Consider the following 18,658-nt stretch of genomic DNA (forward strand, 5'->3'; position numbering starts at 1 on the left):
GCGCCGCCTCACGTACGGTGGGTACTTGGACCTGATTCAGGCCATTCCTCCTCCCAGCCCGAGCGGAGCAGCCGATGCCGTATCCCGCCGCCGGACCGGACGGCGACTCCGACGCCCTGTTCGGTCTCGACGCGCTGGCCGGTGCCGCCACGCCCGACCGGAACGGCAGGACCCCGGCGCGCCTGCCGGAGGGCCGTCCCCCGTTCCGCGACTCGCCCGCGGCGCGCCGTCTGCTGCCGGTGCGGCACATCTACGCGGAGCCCGCGGCCGCGGCGTCCCCGCGCGGCCGCGAGATCCTCGCCCGGTTCCCGGCAGCGAACGTCGTGGAGGTGGACTCCCACTGGCGCATCCCGGGGCTGCACGGCAACGAGGGCAACGTCGAGCGCTGGGTGCGGGTGAAGGGCGAGACCCTCGTCCTGGGTGAGCGGAAGTCGCTGACCACACGGCCGAACGGACGGTCCGCCGACTGGATCGCACCCGGCGCCTCCAACGGATGCGCGATGGCCTGCGCCTACTGCTACGTGCCGCGCCGCAAGGGGTACGCGAACCCCGTCACCGTCTTCACCAACATCGACCGGATCATCGCCCACCTGGGGCGGCACATCGCACGCCAGGGCCCCAAGCGGGAGCCCAACCAGTGCGACGAGACGGCCTGGGTCTACGACGTGGGGGAGAACGGCGACTGCTCCGTGGACGCGCTGATCTGCGACAACACCGCGGACCTGGTGCACGCCTTCCGCCAGTGGCCGACCGCGAAGGCCTCTTTCGCCACCAAGTACGTCAACCCCGACCTGCTGGCGCTGGACCCGCGGGGCCGGACGCGTATCCGGTTCTCGGTGATGCCCGCCGAGGACTCGCGGCTGCTGGACGTGCGCACCTCACCGGTGGGCGAGCGGATCGCCGCCGCGGCGGATTTCCTGGACGCGGGCTACGAGGTCCACTTCAACCTCTCGCCCGTCGTCCTGCGCCCCGGCTGGCAGGAGGCGTGGGCCCAGGTGCTGCGGCAGCTCGACGACGTCCTGCCGGACCGGGTCACACAGCAGGCGGCCGCCGAAGTGATCATGCTGACCCACAACCGGGAACTGCACGAGGTCAACCTCGGCTGGCATCCACGCGCCGAGGAGGTGCTGTGGCAGCCGGGCCTTCAGGAGGCGAAACGCTCCGAGAACGGGGCGGTGAACGTCCGGTACGACCACCGCGTCAAAGCGGAGGCCGTACGGACCCTGCGCGCCCTGGTCGCGGCCCACGCGCCGTGGCTTCGCATTCGCTACGCCTTCTGACCGCCCCGACGAAGGGCGGAGCGGACGGGCCGGTCAGTACCGCTGGGCCTTGGCCAGTCGAGGGGTGAGATTCTGCTCGGACTGCTGGTGGCTGAAGACGATGGGCTGTTCCTTCTTCCCGGGTTCGAGGTTCTCGGCGCCGGTGTACCTGGTCTCCACGACGTGGTGGTCCGCGTCCTCGAAGTCGATCTGCACGGCGTAGGACGCCTTCTGGCTCGTCTTGTTGGTGATGGTCACCAGCACGGCGAGCACTCCCCCGGTCTGCGCCTTGGGAATGCCGGTCATGCCGACGTCGGACACCGCGTTGCCGCTGCCCTCGACCCCCTTGAGCGCGTTCTGGGCCGCCTGGGTCCTGCGCTCGAACTCGGCCGACACCGAGGCCTCGAACTCCTCGGCGCGAGCCGACGCCGAGGAGGCGGCCGCCGAGACCGACTCCCGGGCGGAGGCGATGGCCGACGACGCGGAGGAGGCCAGCGCCGAGGGGGGCGCCCCGCTGAACGACGCCGTGTCCGGGGCGGTGGGCGTCGCGCTGGCGGTGGAGCCGGTGCCACCGCCGCCGTTGCCGCAACCGGTGAGTACGCCCGCTGCCGCGAGGCAGCAACACGTCAAGGTGATCGATGCCAGGGAACGAGGACGAACGCTGTGGAGGCCGGTCCGGCAGTGGGAGGGCATGCGGTCTTCCTTGCAGGTGGGGAACGTGCACGAGGAGATCTTGGACTCATCGTCGGTGCTGCCGGGCCGCCGCGCGAGTCGGACTGGTGCCACCGGACGCCCCTCCCCCGTCCCAGCAGCCCCGGCCAACCCTTGGACCACCGCACGACAGTGGCTTGATTGATCGGCTGACGGGCCGTCGAACACGGCGATACTCGGGCTGGGCGAACCGCCCTCACTCGCGAATTCGGAGGCCACCCATGTCTCAGAACAGTGTGCGCACGGCCGCGGTGCTCGAAGCCTGGTTGTCGGGCGCCGAGACCGCGTACGGCGAGCTCAACCCCGCCGGCCCGCTGTACGTCGGCGGCACCGCCGCGGAGGCCGCGCTCACCGACCCGAGCGACTCCCTGTACGGCTTCTGCTCCAGCCCGAGCGGGTCGCGCGGCAGCTGGTGCTGCTGACCTCTCGTGTTTTCCCGGCACGCGTCCGACGGGGCGCGTGCCGTCCGAAGAGACAGGGAGGGTGGAGGGTGAACGCATCGGCACCGGGCGGCGGCGAACGGGCGGAGTGGTTCGACGGTCCCGTGCGCGGCATCGCGCGCCCGTGGCGGGAGGGCCTGGCCCGGCGGCTTGCGGCCGTGACCGCACTGCACGGGGAGGAGCGGGACGTCCTGCTGGAGGCCGGGCACACCGCACTGCTCGACTCGCTGCACGCGAAGCTCACCCGGCTGTTCCTCGTCGAACTGCACGCCCTGCGCATGGCTCAGGGTGTCCCGGACAGCGGGCGGTCCGGAGCGCCGGACACCGCCACCTGGAACGCGTTCATCGAACAGGCCGGCGCGGAGGGCTACCTGGACAAGCTGGCCGGCCGCTACCCGAGCCTCGGGCGGCGTATCGCCGTCGTCGCCCGGATGTCGGTGGCGGCCACGGCCGCCCTCGCCGAACGCCTCGCCGCCGACCGCGACCTGCTCGCGCCGCTGCTCGGCGCACCCGCGGGCCGCCTGAGGGCCGTCACCTTCGGGGCGGGCGACAGCCACGGGGGCGGCCTGACCGTCAGCCGGGTCGACCTCACCGGCGGAACGGTCATGTACAAGCCACGCCGGTCGGAGGTGGACGTCGCCCTCGGCGCGCTGCTGGAGGAGCTGTTCGCGGACTTCCCCGACGCGCCCCCGCGCAACGAACGGATCCGGGTGCCCCGCACCCTCCCGCGCGAGGGCTACGGATGGGCCGAGTTCGTGGAGCACCGCTACTGCGCGGACGACACGGAACTCGCCGTCTTCTACCGCAACATGGGGCACTGGCTCGCCGTGCTCCGCTTCACCGGTGGCACCGACATGCACGCCGAGAACATGATCGCGGCGGGTCCGGTGCCGGTGATCGTGGACGCCGAGACGCTCTTCGACGCCCCCGCCCCCTTCCCGCCCAGCGGCCGCGGGGACGCGGTCGACCTGGCGGCGGCGGCCATCCGCCGGACCGTGCTGCGCACCGGACTGCTGCCCGTGCGGGGCACCGGATTCGCGCTGGGCGGGGTGGACATCTCCGGCGTGGGCGCGCTGCCCGGCCAGCAGCCGCTGATCCCCCACCCGGTGATCGCCGAGGGCGGCACGGCGGCGGCCCGCTTCGAGGTGGACCTGGTGGCGATGCCCACGGCGGGCAACCACCCGAGCCCCACCCCCGTGCTGAGCACGTACTGGGACCGGATCCTGGACGGCTTCCAGGAGATGACCGCCCATCTGCGGCGCGGCGAGGTGGACCCGCTCGGGCTGCTGCACCGCTTCGAAGGGGCCCGCGTGCGGCGGATCCGGCGGCCCACCCAGGCCTACGTCGACATCGGCCGGATGCTGTGGCACCCGGCGTCGCTGCACGACGAGGACACGGCCGTGGAACGGGCCCGGGACATCCTGCGGCGCAACGCCGAGGTGCTGCCGGGCGCGCCGACGGACACCGGGACCATCGACGGCGAGATCGCCGACCTGCTGGCCGGTGACGTGCCGATGTTCGGCTTCACCGTGGACGCGACCGTCGTACGGACCACCGTCGAGGACTGGCGCACCGCCGACTTCGCGCTGGAGGAGTCGGTGATCCAGGACGCCCTGGTGGGCGCGTACCTCAACGAGCGTTCGCTGCCCGCACGGGTGCGGGCCGCCGCCGAACGACCGCACGCCCGTGACCGGGAGCCGCGCCGGCGGCGGCTGGCCGCGGCGATGGTGCGCCGGCTGTGCGACGGGGCGGTGCGCGGCGCGGACGGCACGGTCACCTGGATCAGCCCGGTCTTCACGCCGGCGGGCTGGTCCATCAGGGTGCTGCCCGCCGACCTCTACACCGGGCAGGGCGGGGTGACGCTCACGCTCGCGGAGTACGTGCACGAGGTCCGCGCCGGCCGGGCGGACGACGTGGCGGGCGTCGAGGAGACCTTCGAGGGCGCGCTGCGCGTGCTGATCGGCACCGAGGACCGGACACCCACTCCGTCGGCGGGGGCGTTCAGCGGGGCCGCGTCGCAGGTGTGGACGTGGCTGGCGCTGCACCGGGTGCTCGACGAGCCGTGGCCGCTGGCGCGGGCCGCCGAACGGGCCGTACTGCTCGAAGGGCGCCTCGTCGACGACGACGTCGAGGTGGATCTCCTCAACGGGGCCGCCGGTGGCATCGTCCCGCTGCTCGGCCTGGCCGAGGCCACCGGCCAGGAGCGCTGGCTGTCCGTCGCCGCGCACATCGGCCGCCGGCTGATCCGGCTGGCCGCCGTCGACTCCGGCGGCGCCCGCTGGACGACCCGGCTGAACCCCGAGGGCATCGGCGGGTTCGCGCACGGCGCCACCGGCATCGGCTGGGCGCTGGCCCGGCTCGCGCTCAGCGGGGCCGGTACCCCCGCGGAGCGGCGGGCCTGGCGGCACATCGCCGAGCGGGCCTTCGACTTCCAGGAGTCCCTGTGGCAGCCCGGCGAGGGCAACTGGCTCGACATCCGCGACGGTGCCGAGGAGGACTTCTTCACCAGCTGGTGCCACGGCAGCGCGGGCATCGGCATCGGCATGCTCGACCTGCACCGGCGCACGGGCGAGCCGGCCCACCTCGACATGGCCCGCCGGGCCGCCCGTGCCTGTGCCGCCGAGGGCTTCGGCTGGAGCCACACCCTGTGCCACGGCGACCTCGGCCTCTGGCGGTTCCTCACGTCCATGAGCGGTGACGGCGCCGACGACCTCGGCACCCCCGACGACCTGGACGGTGAGATCCTCACCGGTCTGGAACAGCGCGGTCCCGTCGGCGGGCTGGCCCGCGAGGCGTTCTCCCCGAGCCTGATGTCGGGACTCTCGGGCGTCGTGCACAGCCTGCTGTGCATGCACCGGTCGGCGTCCCTGCCCGATCCCCTGCTCCTCGACTGATCCGCGCCGGCGCGGGGCGCCCGGCCCTGGCGCCCCTCAGTCGTCGGCGGGCATCACCCGTACGACCTTCCCCTTGCGGTCCGCCTGGAGGTAGCCGGTGCCGTAGTCGTCGCTCAGGTACACGGCCATGCCGTCGGGGGTGCCGAAGGCGTCGTCCGCCAGTTCCAGCACCAGGTAGCGCGATTTGGGATGGTCGACGTTCAGCTTCCTCCCGGCCTCGCGGATCAGCGCCGGGACCGCGTCCCAGTCGAATCCGTCGAGGGTGATGGCGGCGTCGCCGGGGAACAGTTTCGAGTGGATGATGCTCTCCTCCACGCCCTGCCCGGGACGGTAGGTGTACGAGTCGTACTTGGTGTCGCTGCCCTTCACCATCACGTCGGCGGAGACGTACTCCGGGTACACCGTGAGACCTCCGAAGCGGTCCCGGCCCGTCGCCTTCTTGATCGCCTCGACGGCGGTGCGGATGCCGTCCGGGGTCAGCAGGCTCTTTCCACCCGTCTTCTCGTTGCCGGCCGGAGAGGCGGAGACCCGTGCCGATCCGGACGGTGTCGCCGCCCCGGTGGTGGCGTCGGCGGAGTGCGAGGACCCCGACCCGGTGGAGGAGTCGTGGGTGCCGCCGTGCGGCCGCAGCGTCCACATGAGGGTGCCGGCGAGCGCCACTCCCGCGACCGGCACGGTCACCAACGTCCAGCGCCGGCCGCGTCCGCGGCGTACGGGCATGGTCGTCGACCCGGGCCGCGCGTCCGCGGGACCCGGTGCCACCGTGTGCCCCGCGCTGTCGTACGGCCCCGGGAGCATCACGGGCGCCGGGCCGAAGCCGTCCGCCGCCGTGGCGTGGCCGGGACCCGGCACACCGGGAGTCACCGTCGCCGGAGCGGAGAGCGGTGGGACGACGGGCGGGGGCCGCAGCTGGTACGAGGTCGGCGGTGCCCCGGCGTCGCGGGCCGCGGCCGCCAGCATCCGCTCCAGTTCCTGGGCGCCGGGACGTGCGGCGGGGTCGCGGACGAGGACCCGGGCCAGGACGTCGGTCAGCGCGCCGGCGTGGACCGGCGGCGGGATGTCCTCGCTGATGACGGCCGCGAGGGTCGCCAACGTCGAACCCCTGCGCAGCGGATGCCGGCCTTCCACTGCGGTGTAGAGCATCATGCCCAGCGACCACAGGTCGGAGGCGGGCCCGCCGTCGTGGCCCGAGACGCGTTCCGGGGCCATGTAGTCGGGTGTGCCGATCACCGATCCGGTCGCGGTGAGCGCCGTGGACTCGCGGATCGCCGCGATGCCGAAGTCGGTGAGCACCGGGCGCCCGTCGGGTCGCAGGAGCACGTTGGCGGGTTTCACGTCACGGTGCTGGATGCCCGCGGCGTGCGCCGCGCTCAGGGCCGCCAGCACCTCCCGTCCGAGCAGTGCCGCCTCCCTCGGATCCATCGGCCCGCGGGCGAGGCGATCGGCCAGGGAGCCGCCGGTGACGAGCTCCATCACGATCCAGGGGAAGCCGCCCGTGCCGCCGTCGACGATGTGGTGGATCGTCACCACGTTGGGGTGGTCCACCCGGGCCAGGGCGCGGGCCTCCCGCAGGACCCGTTCCCGCAGCTGCCGCGCCGCCTCCGGGTCGTACTCCGCGAGGTCGGGGTCGGCCGGCCGGACCTCCTTGACGGCCACGTGCCGGTGCAGCATCAGGTCGCGGGCCAGCCAGACCATGCCCATACCGCCGCCACCGAGCCGTTTCTCCAGCTCGAAGCGCCCGTCCACAACCCGTCTACCGCTGGTGTCGCTGCCCGCATCGCTCATGCGCGGGAGCATAGTTGTCCCCGCCGACACCCGGGGCACGGGCCTCGTGGCCCGGCGCACGGTCGCCCTGCGGCGCCCGCGTCACCGGCTGCTCGGTCGCGTCCGTCGGTGCCCGTCACCGCGTTCCGCGGCGCCGCGGCGCCTCGGCGAAGGACCGCACGAAGGACTCGGAGACGTCGCAGACCGGCTGGAGGACCCCGGCGACGGAGGACGTGCATACCATCCGGACGAGCGCCGGCTCGACGATCAGCAGTGGGCGCTGGGAGCCGCCGGCCTCGCGGACGCCTGCGCCGGACAGCCCGGTCTTCGTCGGCCGAGCGGGGGCTCGGCGGCGCGGTCGAGCGGTACGAGCGGCACGCGTGCCCGTTCCAGCCACTCCCGGTAGGCCGGAGCGTCGCGGGCCACCGTCCAGTACGACTCCTCCAACTCCTGGTAGACGTCGTCCAGTTCGGCCTCCGTACGGGCCGCGAGCAGGAGGCGTACGCCGATCGGGTCGCCCTCCAGGGGGCGGATCGCGAGGTCGGGACGGGGGTGTGCGGTGGGCTGGCTCACCGTGACCACCTCGCCGGTGGCGGCCAGCGAGTACGCGGTGAGGTAGTCGCCGTGCAGCATCTCCGACTCCAGTCCCGCCGCGCGCAGTGCCCGGCACAGGGCGTCCCACTCCCCGTCGACCGTGGAATCGACCATCCAGCGGTCGCCGGCCAGGTCGGCGAGCGGTACCTGCCGACGGGCCGCCGCCGGGTGGTCCGCCGCGAGCGTGACGAACTGCGGCTCGCGCTCGACGAGGACGCGCAGGCTGAGCCCGGGCGGGATGCGCAGCGGACTGCCCTCGACCTCGTGCACGAACGCTATGTCGAGCCGTCCCGCGGCGACCATGCCGAGCAGGAAGTTGGCGGAGACGTTCATCTGGAGGGTGGGTTCGATCCGTGGGACCCGGGCCCGCAGCAGACGTAACCAGCCCGGGATGGCCCGGCTCGCCGTGGCGCCGATGCGCAGCTGAAAGCCCCCGGCGGCGCGGGCGGCCGCCGCCCGGGTCTCCGTGACGATCGCGGCGAACTCCGCCACCAGGGGCCTGGCGCGGCTGAGCACCGCGAGCCCCAGCGGCGTCGGCCGGCAGCCGGTCCGGGCGCGCACGAAGAGCGGGGCGCCCAGCGCATGCTCGATGCGTCGCAGCTGCGTGCTCAACGAGGGCTGTGCCAGGCCGAGTTGCCGTGCCGCCTTGTGCAGACTGCCGGTGTCGGCGATGGCACAGAGAACGCGCAGGTGCCTCACCTCCAACTCCATGGAGGGAGCGTAGGGCGGAGCGGGTCGGTACACCAGATGTTCAAGTTCCAACGAATCCGGACGAGTCGGCCGAGCCGGGCGGCACGAGTGTCGAGCCGGCCGCCGATAGCACCGCGCTATCCCCAACTGCCATCATCCGCACCGCCGTTGGACTGAAGGAGACTCCAGGGCAACCGATCGTTCAACCCCACAGGACGAGAAGGAGCCCCCCACATGGCTTCGTTCCCCATGCCCAACCGGCCGAAGAACTCCAGGAGACTTCTGGCCCTCGCGCTCGGCCTGGGCCTGGCCTCCGCCGCGCTCGGCACCGCGGCGCCGGCGAGTGCCCGGAGCACCGCCGAGGCCCCGGCCCGCACCTTGGCCGCCGGCTACGTCGGTTCGGCCGAGAACTCCGGCAACAAAGCGTTCTTCGACGCCGTTCTGAAGTCGGTGGCGAAGCGGCAGGCCGCCCAGCCCTCCCTGAAGGTGGTGACCGTCTACTACAACGCCTCCCAGGCGCCGAGCTTCCGCTCCCAGATATCGAGCGCCGCCTCCATCTGGAACAGCTCCGTGTCGAACGTCAAGCTCCAGGCGACCTCGGGCGGCGCGGACTTCGCCTACTACGAGGGCAACGACTCGCGTGGCTCGTACGCGTCGACCAACGGCCACGGCAGCGGCTACATCTTCCTGGACTACGCGCAGAACCGGCAGTACGACTCGATCCGTGTCGCCGCCCACGAGACCGGTCACGTGCTGGGGCTGCCCGACCACTACAGCGGCCCGTGCAGCGAGCTGATGTCGGGTGGCGGCCCCGGCCCGTCCTGCACCAACCGGTACCCGAACTCCACGGAGCGCGCCCGCGTCAACCAGCTCTGGGTGAACGGTCTCGCCAAGGCCGTCGCGCGGCTGAGCAAGACCGGCTGACCCCGGGGGACGAGGCGGACCGGCCCCGGCACCCACCGGTCCGCCCGCTCGGTCCGGACCGCGGCGCCGACCGCGGTCCGTACCGCCGCCGCAGGAACGGCCGGGGCCGGCCCACCGCCGTCTGGTGCGACGGGGATGGGCCGGCCCTGGTGCGTCCGGAAGTGCGGGCGTGTCCTGTTCCACCGGTGGACATGTCGGACCGCGTCCGTGGACAGGTCAGAAACGTCCGCTGGTGAGGCGGGTGAGCGGCCCGTGCGTCTGACGCTCGGCCCGTCGCCCCATCGCATAGGACGCGGCGGTCCACGCGGTGAGACCCGCGCCCACACCGGCGGCGATCACCTTGCGGTGGGCGATGACCGTCCAGGCCGTCTTGGCCGTGGCCGCGACCTGGCCGGAGGCCGTGATCAACGCCTGCCGGCCCGATTCGACGCCCTGGGCCGCCGTACGGGCGGCCGCGCTCGTCGCCCCGGCCGCACGCTCGGTGCCGGCCTTCGCGGCCGACACGGCACCGTCGGTGGTCGTCACGGCCTTCTTCGCCGCCCGGCCGGCCGGTGCCGTCGCCTTGTCCGCCGTCCGCCGCGCCTTGGACGCGCTCTCGCGCACCGCCGCGGACTTCCGGCTCGAGTCATCGTTCGATTCAGTCATGGACTTCGCGTTGCCCACACCCGGCGGAACAAACGTGGCACCGCCGAGCCGGCCCGGTATGCCACCTCTTGCTCCCCTCCGGGCTACTCCTGTGTCTCCGGCCGGAGTTGTTCCTCCTCGGTGGCGAGGCCGGCGGGGCGGCGGCCACGCGGCTGCTGCGGCTCGGGACGGACGGTGGCGGGCGGCACCGGGCGCTCCACCGTTGCTCCGGCGGTCACGGTGAGCGGCTCCCCGTGGTGCAGCAGCTCCAGTGGTTCGCCCTCCACCAGTCGGTAGCGCACATGGGTGGGCCCGATGTCCACCTTGAGCCGGCGGCCGCGCATCAGCACGGTGAACGCCACTCGGGAGAGCGCTTCGGGCAGGCGGGGCGAGAAGCCGAGCAGGTTCGGCCTGCCGTCCTCGCCGATGTGCCGGCGCATGCCCCCGAAGCCGGCGACCAGCGCGATCCACGTCCCGGCCAGCGACGCGATGTGCAGACCGTCGCGGGTGTTGTGCTCCAGGTCGTCGAGGTCCATCAACGCGGCCTCGCCCAGGTAGGCGTAGGCCAGACGCAGGTGCCCGGTCTCGGCGGCGAGCACCGCCTGGCAGCAGGCGGACAGCGAGGAGTCACGGACGGTCAGCGCGTCGTAGTAGGCGAAGTTGCGTGCCTTCTGCTCCTCGGTGAAGGCGTTCGGGAACTCCATCATCGCCAGGACCACGTCGGCCTGCTTGACGACTTGCTTCCGGTACAGGTCGAAGTAGGGGTAGTGCAGCAGGAGCGGGTAGTTCTCGGGCGGGGTCGCCTCGAAGTCCCAGCGCTGGAAGTGGGTGTAGCCGGCGGACTGTTCGTGGACGCCGAGGGTCTCGTTGTACGGCATGGCCATGCGGGCCGCGGCGTCCCGCCAGACGGCGGTCTCCTCGTCGTCGACCCCGAGCTCCGCGGCCCGGTCCGGATGGCGCGCGGCCGCGTCCGCCGCGGCCACCAGGTTCTGCCGGGCCATCAGGTTGGTGTACAGGTTGTCCCGCGCGATGGCGCTGTACTCGTCGGGTCCGGTGACCCCGTCGATGTGGAAGACGCCCGCGGCGTCGTGGTGACCCAGGGAGCGCCACAGCCGGGCGGTGTCCACGAGGAGGTCGAGTCCCTCGTCCCGGTCGAACTCCTCGTCCCCGCTGGCCATGACGTAGCGGACCGCGGCGTTGGCGATGTCCGCGTTGACGTGGAAGGCGGCCGTCCCGGCCGGCCAGTAGGCGGAGCACTCGGCGCCCTCGATCGTCCGCCAGGGGAACACCGACCCGGCGAGCCCCAGTTGGCGGGCGCGTTCGCGTGCCGCCGGCAGCGTTCCGTGCCGCCATCGCAGTGCCGACGCCACGGCCTCCGGTGCGGTGAACGTCAGCAGCGGCAGGACGTAGGACTCGGTGTCCCAGAAGGAGTGCCCGTCGTAGCCGGTTCCGGTCAGCCCCTTGGCGGGGATGGCCCGGTTCTCCCCGCGGGCCGCGGCCTGGAGCACGTGGAAGAGGGCGAACCGCACCGCCTGCTGGATCTGCGCGTCGCCCTCCACCTCGACGTCCGCGCCTGCCCAGAACCGGTCCAGGTAGGCGCGCTGCGCGGCGACCAGCCCGTCCCAGCCGGTGCTGACCGCGGCCGCCACCGCCCCGTCGACCTGATCGTGCACGGCCGGCAGGGAACGCTCCCCGGACCAGCCGTAGGCCACGAACTTGACCAGCCGCAGCGGCTGCCCGGGCTCCAGGTCGGCGGTCACCGTCAGACGGCTGACGTCGGGCTCGCACTGGGCCGTCCAGTGGGTGCTCCCGGGACCCTCGACGAGATGGTCGGCCGCCGCTCCGACCCGCAGCGCGCTGGCCTCGGTGCGGTGCACGAGCCGGAGGCGGGTGTCCTGCGCGAAGTACTCCTCGCCGCCGAGCGGTGACCTGGTGGCGGCGGCGACCCGTGGATCGCCCGTGATGCTGGGCAGTTGTTCGTTGGCGACGAGTTCGGACTGGACGGCGACGCTCGCCGGTCCGTCGACCGGCTCGACCTCGTAGACCACGGCGGCCACCGCCCGCTGGGCGAAGGACACCAGTCGCCGCGAGGTGATCCGGACGGTCCGGCCGCCGGGTGAGGTCCATCGTGCGGTCCGGCTGAGCACACCGGTCCGGAAGTCCAGGACGCGCTCGTGCTCCAGCAGTTGGCCGTAGCGCAGGTCGCAGGGGTGGTCGTCCACCAGCAGCCGGATGATCTTGCCGTCGGTGACGTTGATCATCGTCTGGCCGGACTCGGGATATCCGTAGCCCGCTTCGGCGTACGGCAGCGGGTGCTGTTCGTGGACGCCGTTGAGGTAGGCGCCGGGCAGCCCGTGGGGCTCGCCCTCGTCGAGGTTTCCGCGCCAGCCGATGTGCCCGTTGGACAGGGCGAACACGGATTCGCTCTGGGCGAGCACCTCCAGGTTCAGCTCGGTCTCGCGCAGGCACCACGGCTCGACCGTGAAGCTGGGATGTGTGATCACCGCGACTCCAGGAGTTCCGCCAGGTCACGGACCACCACGTCCGCCCCGTGGGCCCGCAACTGCTCCGCCTGGCCGACCCGGTCGACCCCGACGACGACACCGAACCGTCCCGCCCGTCCGGCCTCGACGCCGGCCAGCGCGTCCTCGAAGACCGCGGCCGCGTCCGGCTCCGTGTCCAGTCCGCGTGCCGCCTCCAGATAGGTGTCCGGGGCGGGTTTGCCGCGCAGCCGGCGGTCGCGGGCCACGACGCCGTCGATGCGCTCGTCGAACAGGTCCTCGATACCGGCCGCCGCCAGGACGTCCCGGCAGTTCGCGCTGGACGACACCACCGCGCAGCGCAGCCCGGCCTCGCGTACCGCGTGCACGAAGCGGACCGACCCCTCGTAGGGCTCCACCCCGACCTCGCGGATCCGTCGGAGCACCAGGGCGTTCTTGCGCGTCCCCAGACCGTTGACGGTCTCCGACTCCGGGGGGTCGTCCGGCGATCCCTCGGGCAGGTGCACCCCGCGCGCGGCGAGGAAGGTGCGCACCCCGTCCTCGCGGGGCCGTCCGTCCACGTACTCGTCGTAGTCGTCGACCGCGTCGAAGGGCACGAACGGCGCACCCTCGCGGGCCGCGCGCTCGCGGAGATAGCCGTCGAACATCTCCTTCCAGGCGGCCGCGTGCACCTTCGCCGTCTGGGTGAGCACCCCGTCGAGGTCGAACAGGCAGGCCCGGATGTGGGGAGGTAGCCGTAGCATGCCGTCGAGGCTAGGAGGTGCCGGCGTCCGACGGCGGGGCGACACCGTCCGGCGGGCGGGAAGGCACCCGCTCGGTCCACGTCAGGGCGACGGAGCCGGGACCTCGCCGAGCGTGCGCAGATACGTCAGACCGGGATGGCCTGACAGGCGTGTCTCGCCGACGACGGCGAACCCCGCCTTGGCCAGTACGGCCTGGGACGCCGCGTTGCCGAGTGTGGTCGCCGCGCGCAGGTGGGTGAGTCCGTACCGGCCCGCGGCCCGGTGACAGAGTTCCCGCACGGCCCAGGTGGCCAGGCCCCGGCCCGCGGCCCGTTCGGCGATCCGGTACCCGAGGTCGGCACCGCCGTCCGCCACGTCCACGAGATTGATCCGCCCCAGCACCTCGCCCTCGCCGCCGAGCAGGACGTGGAAGTAGCAGATGCCGGACTCCTGCTCGGCGAGCAGAGCATGGAGCCGTTCGTCGAACCGGGTGAAGAAGTCGTCCCCGCGGTCGGGAACGGATCTCGCGAAGTAGGCCCGGTTCTCGCGTTCGAAGGTGAGGAGTGCGGGGGCGTGGCCCGGGTGGAGCAGCCGTATCTGCGGCAGGGACTGGGTCATGGGAGATCAGGACGTGGCGGGCTCGGTCTCGGACCGTGCCGAGGGTACGGGGTGGGAGGTGGTCCGGTGGCGGCCGCGGAACTCGGCGAGCAGTTCGTCGGTCGCTTCGGCTCCGGCGCTCAGGGCCGCGTGCACCTCGCGGAAGTAGTTCTCGTAGCCGGCCGGGGTGTAGAGACAGAGGGCGCGCGCGACGACCGGTCCCGCGTTGCGGAAGCCGTGCGGGGTGCCGCGGGTGGCGGCGAGGAGGTGGCCGGGGCCCGCGGTCACCTCTCCGTCCCCGGTGTGCAGGGTCAGCTCGCCTTCGAGGACGTAGAAGTACTCGTCGTGTCCCTCGTGCACGTGGGGCCTGGCTCCGACGGTGCCCGGGGCGAGAGCGAACTCCTCGAAGGCGAAGCGCCCGCCCGTGTGCTCCCCGGTGAGCCGGAAGAAGTGCGCGACACCGGCGACGTCGATGAGCTCACCGTCCGACGGACGGCGCAGCAGCGGAGCGGTCGGCAGCCGGGAGGGATCATCGGTCATGTCGGCATTGTGGCGCAGCGCGGGTCGGCGGTCAGTCGAATTATCAGGAGGCTCGCGCATCGAGGTGACCCCTCCGGCGCCGCCCTCGGGCGATCACCCGTAGAGCGAGCGGGCTCCCGGGCTGTTTCCCTTGAAGCGCTGGCCCGCGGCGATCTCCTCGCCGACCACCGACCAGACCGTCTCGTCGTCCTGGAAGGGGAGCGGGTCGGTGCGGCTCGTCTCCTGGCCGATGCGCTCGACCTCGCCCTCCAGGCGCTCGAAGTCGGCTTCCTCGTCGCCGTCGTCGCCGCTGAAGGTGAACTCCTCCAGCAGGCGCTGGAACCGCAGGGTGACCTGGACGAGGGAGGAGACGTCCGTGTGGAGTTCCCGCACGGTCTCGTCGTCGGCGTCGAAGGCGTGCACCGTGCCGGAACCGGGGTCCAGGGCGAGGTGGGCGTTGAGCAGCCAGCCGATGACGGGCCATTCGCCCGCGTCCTCCGCCGCGTCCTCGAAGTCCTCGACGTCGACGACGTCCTGGACGAGGGGCAGCCGACCGGAGTCCTCGTCGGGCTCACGCAGGTGGAGCGTCCCGGTGGGGACGCCGACGGTCTGCAGGAGGCGCGCGCCCTCCGTGTCCGCGGCGGAGGGCGGGAAGGCGGTGGCGGGCACGGTCGCGAGCCGGTCCTCGCCGAAGATGGCGGCGAGTTCACTGCGGGTGACGTCGAAAAGCACGGGCAGAACTCCGAAGTCGGCGGCGCCACGGACGCCGTAGGACATTCAATGGATTCTTGAATGGATTCTCAGGGGACGAACTTGTTGTCCGAGGGCAAGAGGTTCATCACTGTATCAGTGCGGCCGCCGGAGACACCGTGCTGGTCCCACTGGTCGTGCAGCCATTTGACATAGGCGCGGTGCTCCCGGTCCTTCTTGTATTTACTGAGCTCTTCGCCGTTCGAACCCTTTTCGGACTGGTCGTATTTCGAACTGTGGGTGACCTGGAGGTCGTCGGGGAATTCCCTCGCGAGATATTTGTCGCATTTGGGATTCTTCTGGCAGGGCTCACGTTCCGTGTACAGCTCGCGGACGTTGCCCTCGTGCCCGTTCTTGATCAGCGGGTGTCCGATGGAACGTTCGGAGTGGGCCTCACCGCTGGCGCCGACCAGGATGAAACGGTTCCCCTTGCCGTCGTCGTGCAGCGCCGAGGCGTAGTTGCCGCCGGGCACGTAGGAATCGGGGCGCTCGGTGCGGTTGGCATAGCGGCCGAGCTGGGCCGCGCGAGCCAGGTCGGTGGAACCGGGCGCGACCTTCGTGGAATTGACCGTGCCGTTGGCGGGCTTGCCCTTGCGCTGCTTCTCGCCCTTGTTGTTCCACGGGTACCAGGCCTTGTTGCCGAGTACGTCGTTCACTCCGGACGAGTCGGTGTGATGGACGGGGCTGGTGGTCCCGTCGTGGTGCAACTGACGGATCGAACCGTCGTCGCTGAGCAGGTACATGGGCGTGTCGTCGTCGTGCTTGGCCTTCTTGACGTCGACCTTTTCGGCCTCGTCGCCGACATCGTGGTCCTTGCGCTTCTGGTGCCGGGAGGCGGCCTTCACACGGTCCGGGATGGTGTCGGTGACGTGGTCGCTGACCTTCTTGGCGGCCTTCTCCATGCCGTCGATGGCATCTTCCAGAATGCCGTCGAACGCCTTGGTGAAGACGTCCTTGCCCTTGGTCCTGCCGAAGGTGTGCTTCGACTTGCCCAGATGGATCCGGGACTGGCTGCCCAGGTCGCTGCCCTGGCGCGAGACATGGCCGGCGCCGTCCTCGAACTCGACGTGGTCGATGACCGTCTTCTTGCCCCCGCTGCCGGAGCCGCCGCTGTCGGAGTCGCCCGCCGAGGCCAGTTGCATACCGCCCGGGTTGTCACCGGGGTTGAAGGCGCCCTCGGCAAGGTCGAGGACCATGTCCGAGACGAGCTGCTGGAGTTTGCCGGTGACGGGCTCGGTGACCTTCGCGATGAGCGCGTCGACTATCTGGTCGACCGCCTCGTCGACGAGCCGCTTCACGATGGTGCGCATCAACGCGATCTCACCGGCGGCAGCCGCGGCGGAGAGGCCCAGGGTCACCGGGGCGGCGGCGAGTTCGGCCACGATGGTCCCGGCCAGTACGGCGAGTTCGACACCCGCTTTGACCTTCATGCCGCGGATGATCTGGCCGACCCCGTCACAGGCGTCCGCGAACAGCCGCGCCGCCTCGGGGATCTTCTCCAGGTGGTTGACCTTCACGTGCGACCAGTGCTTCTGCATGGACTCGACGGCCCAGCCCTCGGAGGAGGAGAGGATGCGGGTCACGGCTTTGTGCGCGTTGCCACCGTTGCCCTCGAACTGATCGGCGAAGTCCCGCATGGACGTCGCCATCTCGAAGTAGTCGTCCTCGTCGACGTTGGGCCAGTTGACCCCGATGAGGTCGAGTGCCTCGTCGATGATGCTCGGCAGTACCAGCCCCATGGCCGCGCGCTCCGTCCCCCGTCGACACTTGCGTCTCCCGCTCCCCCCAGCAAAGGAGAACGTTGTCAGGTACACAAGGGTAAACCGGCCGTGTCACGACTTCGTGACAAGGGTCCCATCCGACGGTGACGGCAACGGAGTTGACCGGGACTCACACGGATACGGAATGCAACGAGCTGCAACCGCGGGGCGGTGGTCGTTCACCGCGTGGCGGCCGTCACCGCCCGCGCAGCCGCAGGAGTGCCTCGTCCGTCCCCACCACCAGGTCCGCTTCCGCCGTGAAGGCGAGGGCATGGGCCCTGCTGCCGGGGTGGAAGGTGCGCAGCCTGTCGTCGTCCAGGGCCCGGTGTTCGACGAGACCGTCGGCCCAGGCGATCGCGAGGACGAGCCCGGCGTCGGCCGTCGCCACCGCCACCGCGTCGACGGCGCAGTTGCGGGCGGCCACCGGCTCGGGCATGGCGTCGGTGTGGGGGGCCCAGGCGCGTACGGTGCCGTCGGCGCCGCCCGTGTACAGCAGGAGGACGGTGTCGCCCGCCGCGGAGACGGGCAGGGCGGTGCCGGCGACCGCGGTGACGCGCCCCCGGTGCAGGGTGGCGGTGCGCGGCTCGGCGCCGGCGGTCACCACGTGCACCGTCCCGGCGGCGTCACCGAGGACGACCCGGCCCCCGGCGCCGGTCAGCGCGGTGACCGTCTCCCGCTGACGCTGTGTGTACTCCTGTACGGCCGCGAGCAGTCGCTCCTGCGCGGAGGGGCCGTCGTCGAGGAGGGCGGCGAGGCCCTTGGGCTTCGCGGACTCGGCGGCGCGCTGGGTGTGCAGGAGGCCGTGCTCGTCGAGGACGGTGACGGTGCCGTCGCCGTGCTCGGCGGTGGCGCGGACGCCGGGCGCGGGGTGCGGCAGGCGGCCGGTGGAGCGGGCGCTCTCCGCGTCGAGGACGCGCACGGTGCCCTGATGGTCGGCGACGACGAGCTGCCCGGCCAGGGGGCCGGTACCCGCCGCCAGGGCGCGCACCGGACCGGGCCACGGTGGCGTGACGTCGCCGCGCACCCGGTGCCGGACGAGGGTCCAGGAGGCGTCTCGGGCAGCGGAGTCGAGGGCGGCGGCCAGTCGTGGGTCACCGGCGTCGCCGAGGGCGGCGCGCAGGACCAGGGCGCGTTCGGCGGCCGGCTGCTCACGGGTCAGGGAGGCACCGGCACGCAGCCAGGCGGCGCGCAGTCCGCCGTGGCTCTTCTGGGAGCGTTCGTACGCGGTGGCCACGCTCCAGGGATCGGCGGCGCAGACCGAGACGGGGTCGTCCAGGTCGAACGGAGCCTCCTGCCCCGGGTCCTGTTCCGCGCGCCCGGCCGGCTCCACGGGGTGGGCCGCGTCCCAGGAACGGCGGCGGGCCTCGTCGGTCCACTGCGGCTCGTCCAGGTCCATGCGGGCGCAGGGCCCGGCGGTGAGCGCCTGCTCCCATCGCGTACCGGAGCGGACCTCGACGAGCACCCGGACATGGTCCAACGCGGCGAGTCGCAGGACGAGTTCGATGACGGAATCGGGCTGCTCGGCGGAGTGCAGTTCGGGCAGCGCGATGACCGTGCGGCGCCGGTCGGCGGCGAGCGCGGCCACCAGGTCGCCCGGGGAGCGTGCGGCGATCGACAGCTGGTCGCCGAGCATCCAGGCGGTCGTGGTCGCGGTCTGGCCGGGCAGCGGCACGAAGCCGTGGATGCGGCGTTCGCCGACGGTGCCGGGCCGGGTGCCGTGGCCGATCAGCCAGGCGAGGAGCCGCGACTTGCCGCTGCCCTCGGCGCCGGTGACGACAGCGAGGCCCGGGGCGCCGGGATCGCCGAGCCAGGAGAGCAGGGCGGCCGCGGCGGGCTCCCGCCCGAAAGCGGGCCGGGACCAGCGCGGGGCGGGATCCGCGGTCATGGACCGGCCTGCGCTCCCGCGGCG

General features: G+C 72.4%; 15 protein-coding genes. 4 read left to right on the forward strand and 11 right to left on the reverse strand.

Annotated features, from left to right (window positions below):
* Positions 1-74: 74 nt before the first annotated feature.
* Complete coding sequence (locus ACF08B_RS22445; RefSeq protein WP_392318985.1) at positions 75-1,280, forward strand: spore photoproduct lyase family protein; 1,206 nt, start codon at positions 75-77, stop codon at positions 1,278-1,280.
* Between the two features lie 33 nt (positions 1,281-1,313).
* Here ACF08B_RS22445 and ACF08B_RS22450 read toward each other — a convergent pair whose 3' ends face one another.
* Positions 1,314-1,952 carry a hypothetical protein gene (locus tag ACF08B_RS22450; RefSeq protein WP_392318986.1) on the reverse strand — a complete coding sequence of 213 codons (639 nt, stop codon included), beginning with the start codon at positions 1,950-1,952 and terminating at the stop codon, positions 1,314-1,316.
* A gap of 239 nt (positions 1,953-2,191) precedes the next feature.
* On the opposite strand from ACF08B_RS22450, the gene ACF08B_RS22455 reads away from it, so the two are divergent.
* Both ACF08B_RS22455 and ACF08B_RS22460 read left to right on the forward strand, forming a co-directional pair.
* On the forward strand, positions 2,192-2,392 hold the full coding sequence (locus ACF08B_RS22455; RefSeq protein WP_198960451.1) for a DUF6229 family protein: 201 nt from the start codon (positions 2,192-2,194) through the stop codon (positions 2,390-2,392).
* A gap of 68 nt (positions 2,393-2,460) precedes the next feature.
* Entirely contained in the window at positions 2,461-5,304 is a 2,844-nt protein-coding gene (locus ACF08B_RS22460; protein ID WP_392318987.1) for a type 2 lanthipeptide synthetase LanM family protein, read from the forward strand.
* A gap of 36 nt (positions 5,305-5,340) precedes the next feature.
* Here the strand turns inward: ACF08B_RS22460 and ACF08B_RS22465 are convergent, their stop codons facing one another.
* Together ACF08B_RS22465 and ACF08B_RS22470 are read right to left on the reverse strand one after the other, a co-directional pair.
* Positions 5,341-7,089, reverse strand: a complete 1,749-nt coding sequence (locus ACF08B_RS22465) for a serine/threonine-protein kinase (protein WP_392318988.1) — start codon at positions 7,087-7,089, stop codon at positions 5,341-5,343.
* 246 nt (positions 7,090-7,335) lie between these two features.
* On the reverse strand, positions 7,336-8,373 hold the full coding sequence (locus tag ACF08B_RS22470; RefSeq protein WP_392318989.1) for a LysR family transcriptional regulator: 1,038 nt from the start codon (positions 8,371-8,373) through the stop codon (positions 7,336-7,338).
* A 213-nt stretch (positions 8,374-8,586) separates the two neighbouring features.
* Between ACF08B_RS22470 and snpA the strand changes: the two genes are divergently transcribed.
* Positions 8,587-9,276 (forward strand): snapalysin, encoded by a 690-nt coding sequence (snpA, locus tag ACF08B_RS22475; protein ID WP_392318990.1) that lies wholly within the window; start codon positions 8,587-8,589, stop codon positions 9,274-9,276.
* A gap of 216 nt (positions 9,277-9,492) precedes the next feature.
* Here snpA and ACF08B_RS22480 read toward each other — a convergent pair whose 3' ends face one another.
* From ACF08B_RS22480 to ACF08B_RS22515, 8 genes are all read right to left on the reverse strand, one after another.
* Positions 9,493-9,921 (reverse strand): hypothetical protein, encoded by a 429-nt coding sequence (locus tag ACF08B_RS22480; RefSeq protein ID WP_093480053.1) that lies wholly within the window; start codon positions 9,919-9,921, stop codon positions 9,493-9,495.
* An 83-nt stretch (positions 9,922-10,004) separates the two neighbouring features.
* Positions 10,005-12,404, reverse strand: a complete 2,400-nt coding sequence (locus tag ACF08B_RS22485) for a glycoside hydrolase family 65 protein (protein ID WP_392318991.1) — start codon at positions 12,402-12,404, stop codon at positions 10,005-10,007.
* Positions 12,401-13,144, reverse strand: coding sequence for an HAD family hydrolase (locus ACF08B_RS22490; RefSeq protein ID WP_392318992.1), 744 nt, complete (start codon positions 13,142-13,144; stop codon positions 12,401-12,403). Before ACF08B_RS22490 ends, ACF08B_RS22485 begins: the two co-directional genes overlap by 4 nt.
* A gap of 81 nt (positions 13,145-13,225) precedes the next feature.
* Positions 13,226-13,741 carry a GNAT family N-acetyltransferase gene (locus ACF08B_RS22495; RefSeq protein WP_392318993.1) on the reverse strand — a complete coding sequence of 172 codons (516 nt, stop codon included), beginning with the start codon at positions 13,739-13,741 and terminating at the stop codon, positions 13,226-13,228.
* Positions 13,742-13,747: 6 nt separating this feature from the next.
* Positions 13,748-14,260 (reverse strand): cupin domain-containing protein, encoded by a 513-nt coding sequence (locus ACF08B_RS22500; RefSeq protein ID WP_392318994.1) that lies wholly within the window; start codon positions 14,258-14,260, stop codon positions 13,748-13,750.
* A gap of 93 nt (positions 14,261-14,353) precedes the next feature.
* Positions 14,354-14,971 carry an SUKH-4 family immunity protein gene (locus ACF08B_RS22505; RefSeq protein WP_392319252.1) on the reverse strand — a complete coding sequence of 206 codons (618 nt, stop codon included), beginning with the start codon at positions 14,969-14,971 and terminating at the stop codon, positions 14,354-14,356.
* Positions 14,972-15,039: 68 nt separating this feature from the next.
* Positions 15,040-16,728: a nucleic acid/nucleotide deaminase domain-containing protein gene (locus ACF08B_RS22510; protein ID WP_392318995.1), complete on the reverse strand. Its 1,689-nt coding sequence runs from the start codon at positions 16,726-16,728 to the stop codon at positions 15,040-15,042.
* A 217-nt stretch (positions 16,729-16,945) separates the two neighbouring features.
* The gene (locus ACF08B_RS22515; RefSeq protein ID WP_392318996.1) at positions 16,946-18,634 is read right to left on the reverse strand and encodes a hypothetical protein; all 1,689 of its coding nucleotides are present in this window, start codon (positions 18,632-18,634) and stop codon (positions 16,946-16,948) included.
* Between the last annotated feature and the right edge of the window lie 24 nt (positions 18,635-18,658).

Source organism: Streptomyces sp. NPDC015139, assembly GCF_043079785.1.
GTDB classification, from domain to species: Bacteria; Actinomycetota; Actinomycetes; order Streptomycetales; family Streptomycetaceae; genus Streptomyces; species Streptomyces albidocamelliae.

What these genes read in the sequence shown, in the direction of transcription:
- ACF08B_RS22445 (WP_392318985.1), top strand. Translation starts at nt 75, where the DNA reads ATGCCGTATCCCGCCGCCGGACCGGACGGCGACTCCGACGCCCTGTTC.
- ACF08B_RS22450 (WP_392318986.1), bottom strand. Translation starts at nt 1,952, where the DNA reads ATGCCCTCCCACTGCCGGACCGGCCTCCACAGCGTTCGTCCTCGTTCC.
- ACF08B_RS22455 (WP_198960451.1), top strand. Translation starts at nt 2,192, where the DNA reads ATGTCTCAGAACAGTGTGCGCACGGCCGCGGTGCTCGAAGCCTGGTTG.
- ACF08B_RS22465 (WP_392318988.1), bottom strand. Translation starts at nt 7,089, where the DNA reads ATGAGCGATGCGGGCAGCGACACCAGCGGTAGACGGGTTGTGGACGGG.
- ACF08B_RS22470 (WP_392318989.1), bottom strand. Translation starts at nt 8,373, where the DNA reads ATGGAGTTGGAGGTGAGGCACCTGCGCGTTCTCTGTGCCATCGCCGAC.
- snpA (WP_392318990.1), top strand. Translation starts at nt 8,587, where the DNA reads ATGGCTTCGTTCCCCATGCCCAACCGGCCGAAGAACTCCAGGAGACTT.
- ACF08B_RS22480 (WP_093480053.1), bottom strand. Translation starts at nt 9,921, where the DNA reads ATGACTGAATCGAACGATGACTCGAGCCGGAAGTCCGCGGCGGTGCGC.
- ACF08B_RS22490 (WP_392318992.1), bottom strand. Translation starts at nt 13,144, where the DNA reads ATGCTACGGCTACCTCCCCACATCCGGGCCTGCCTGTTCGACCTCGAC.
- ACF08B_RS22495 (WP_392318993.1), bottom strand. Translation starts at nt 13,741, where the DNA reads ATGACCCAGTCCCTGCCGCAGATACGGCTGCTCCACCCGGGCCACGCC.
- ACF08B_RS22500 (WP_392318994.1), bottom strand. Translation starts at nt 14,260, where the DNA reads ATGACCGATGATCCCTCCCGGCTGCCGACCGCTCCGCTGCTGCGCCGT.
- ACF08B_RS22510 (WP_392318995.1), bottom strand. Translation starts at nt 16,728, where the DNA reads ATGGGGCTGGTACTGCCGAGCATCATCGACGAGGCACTCGACCTCATC.
- ACF08B_RS22515 (WP_392318996.1), bottom strand. Translation starts at nt 18,634, where the DNA reads ATGACCGCGGATCCCGCCCCGCGCTGGTCCCGGCCCGCTTTCGGGCGG.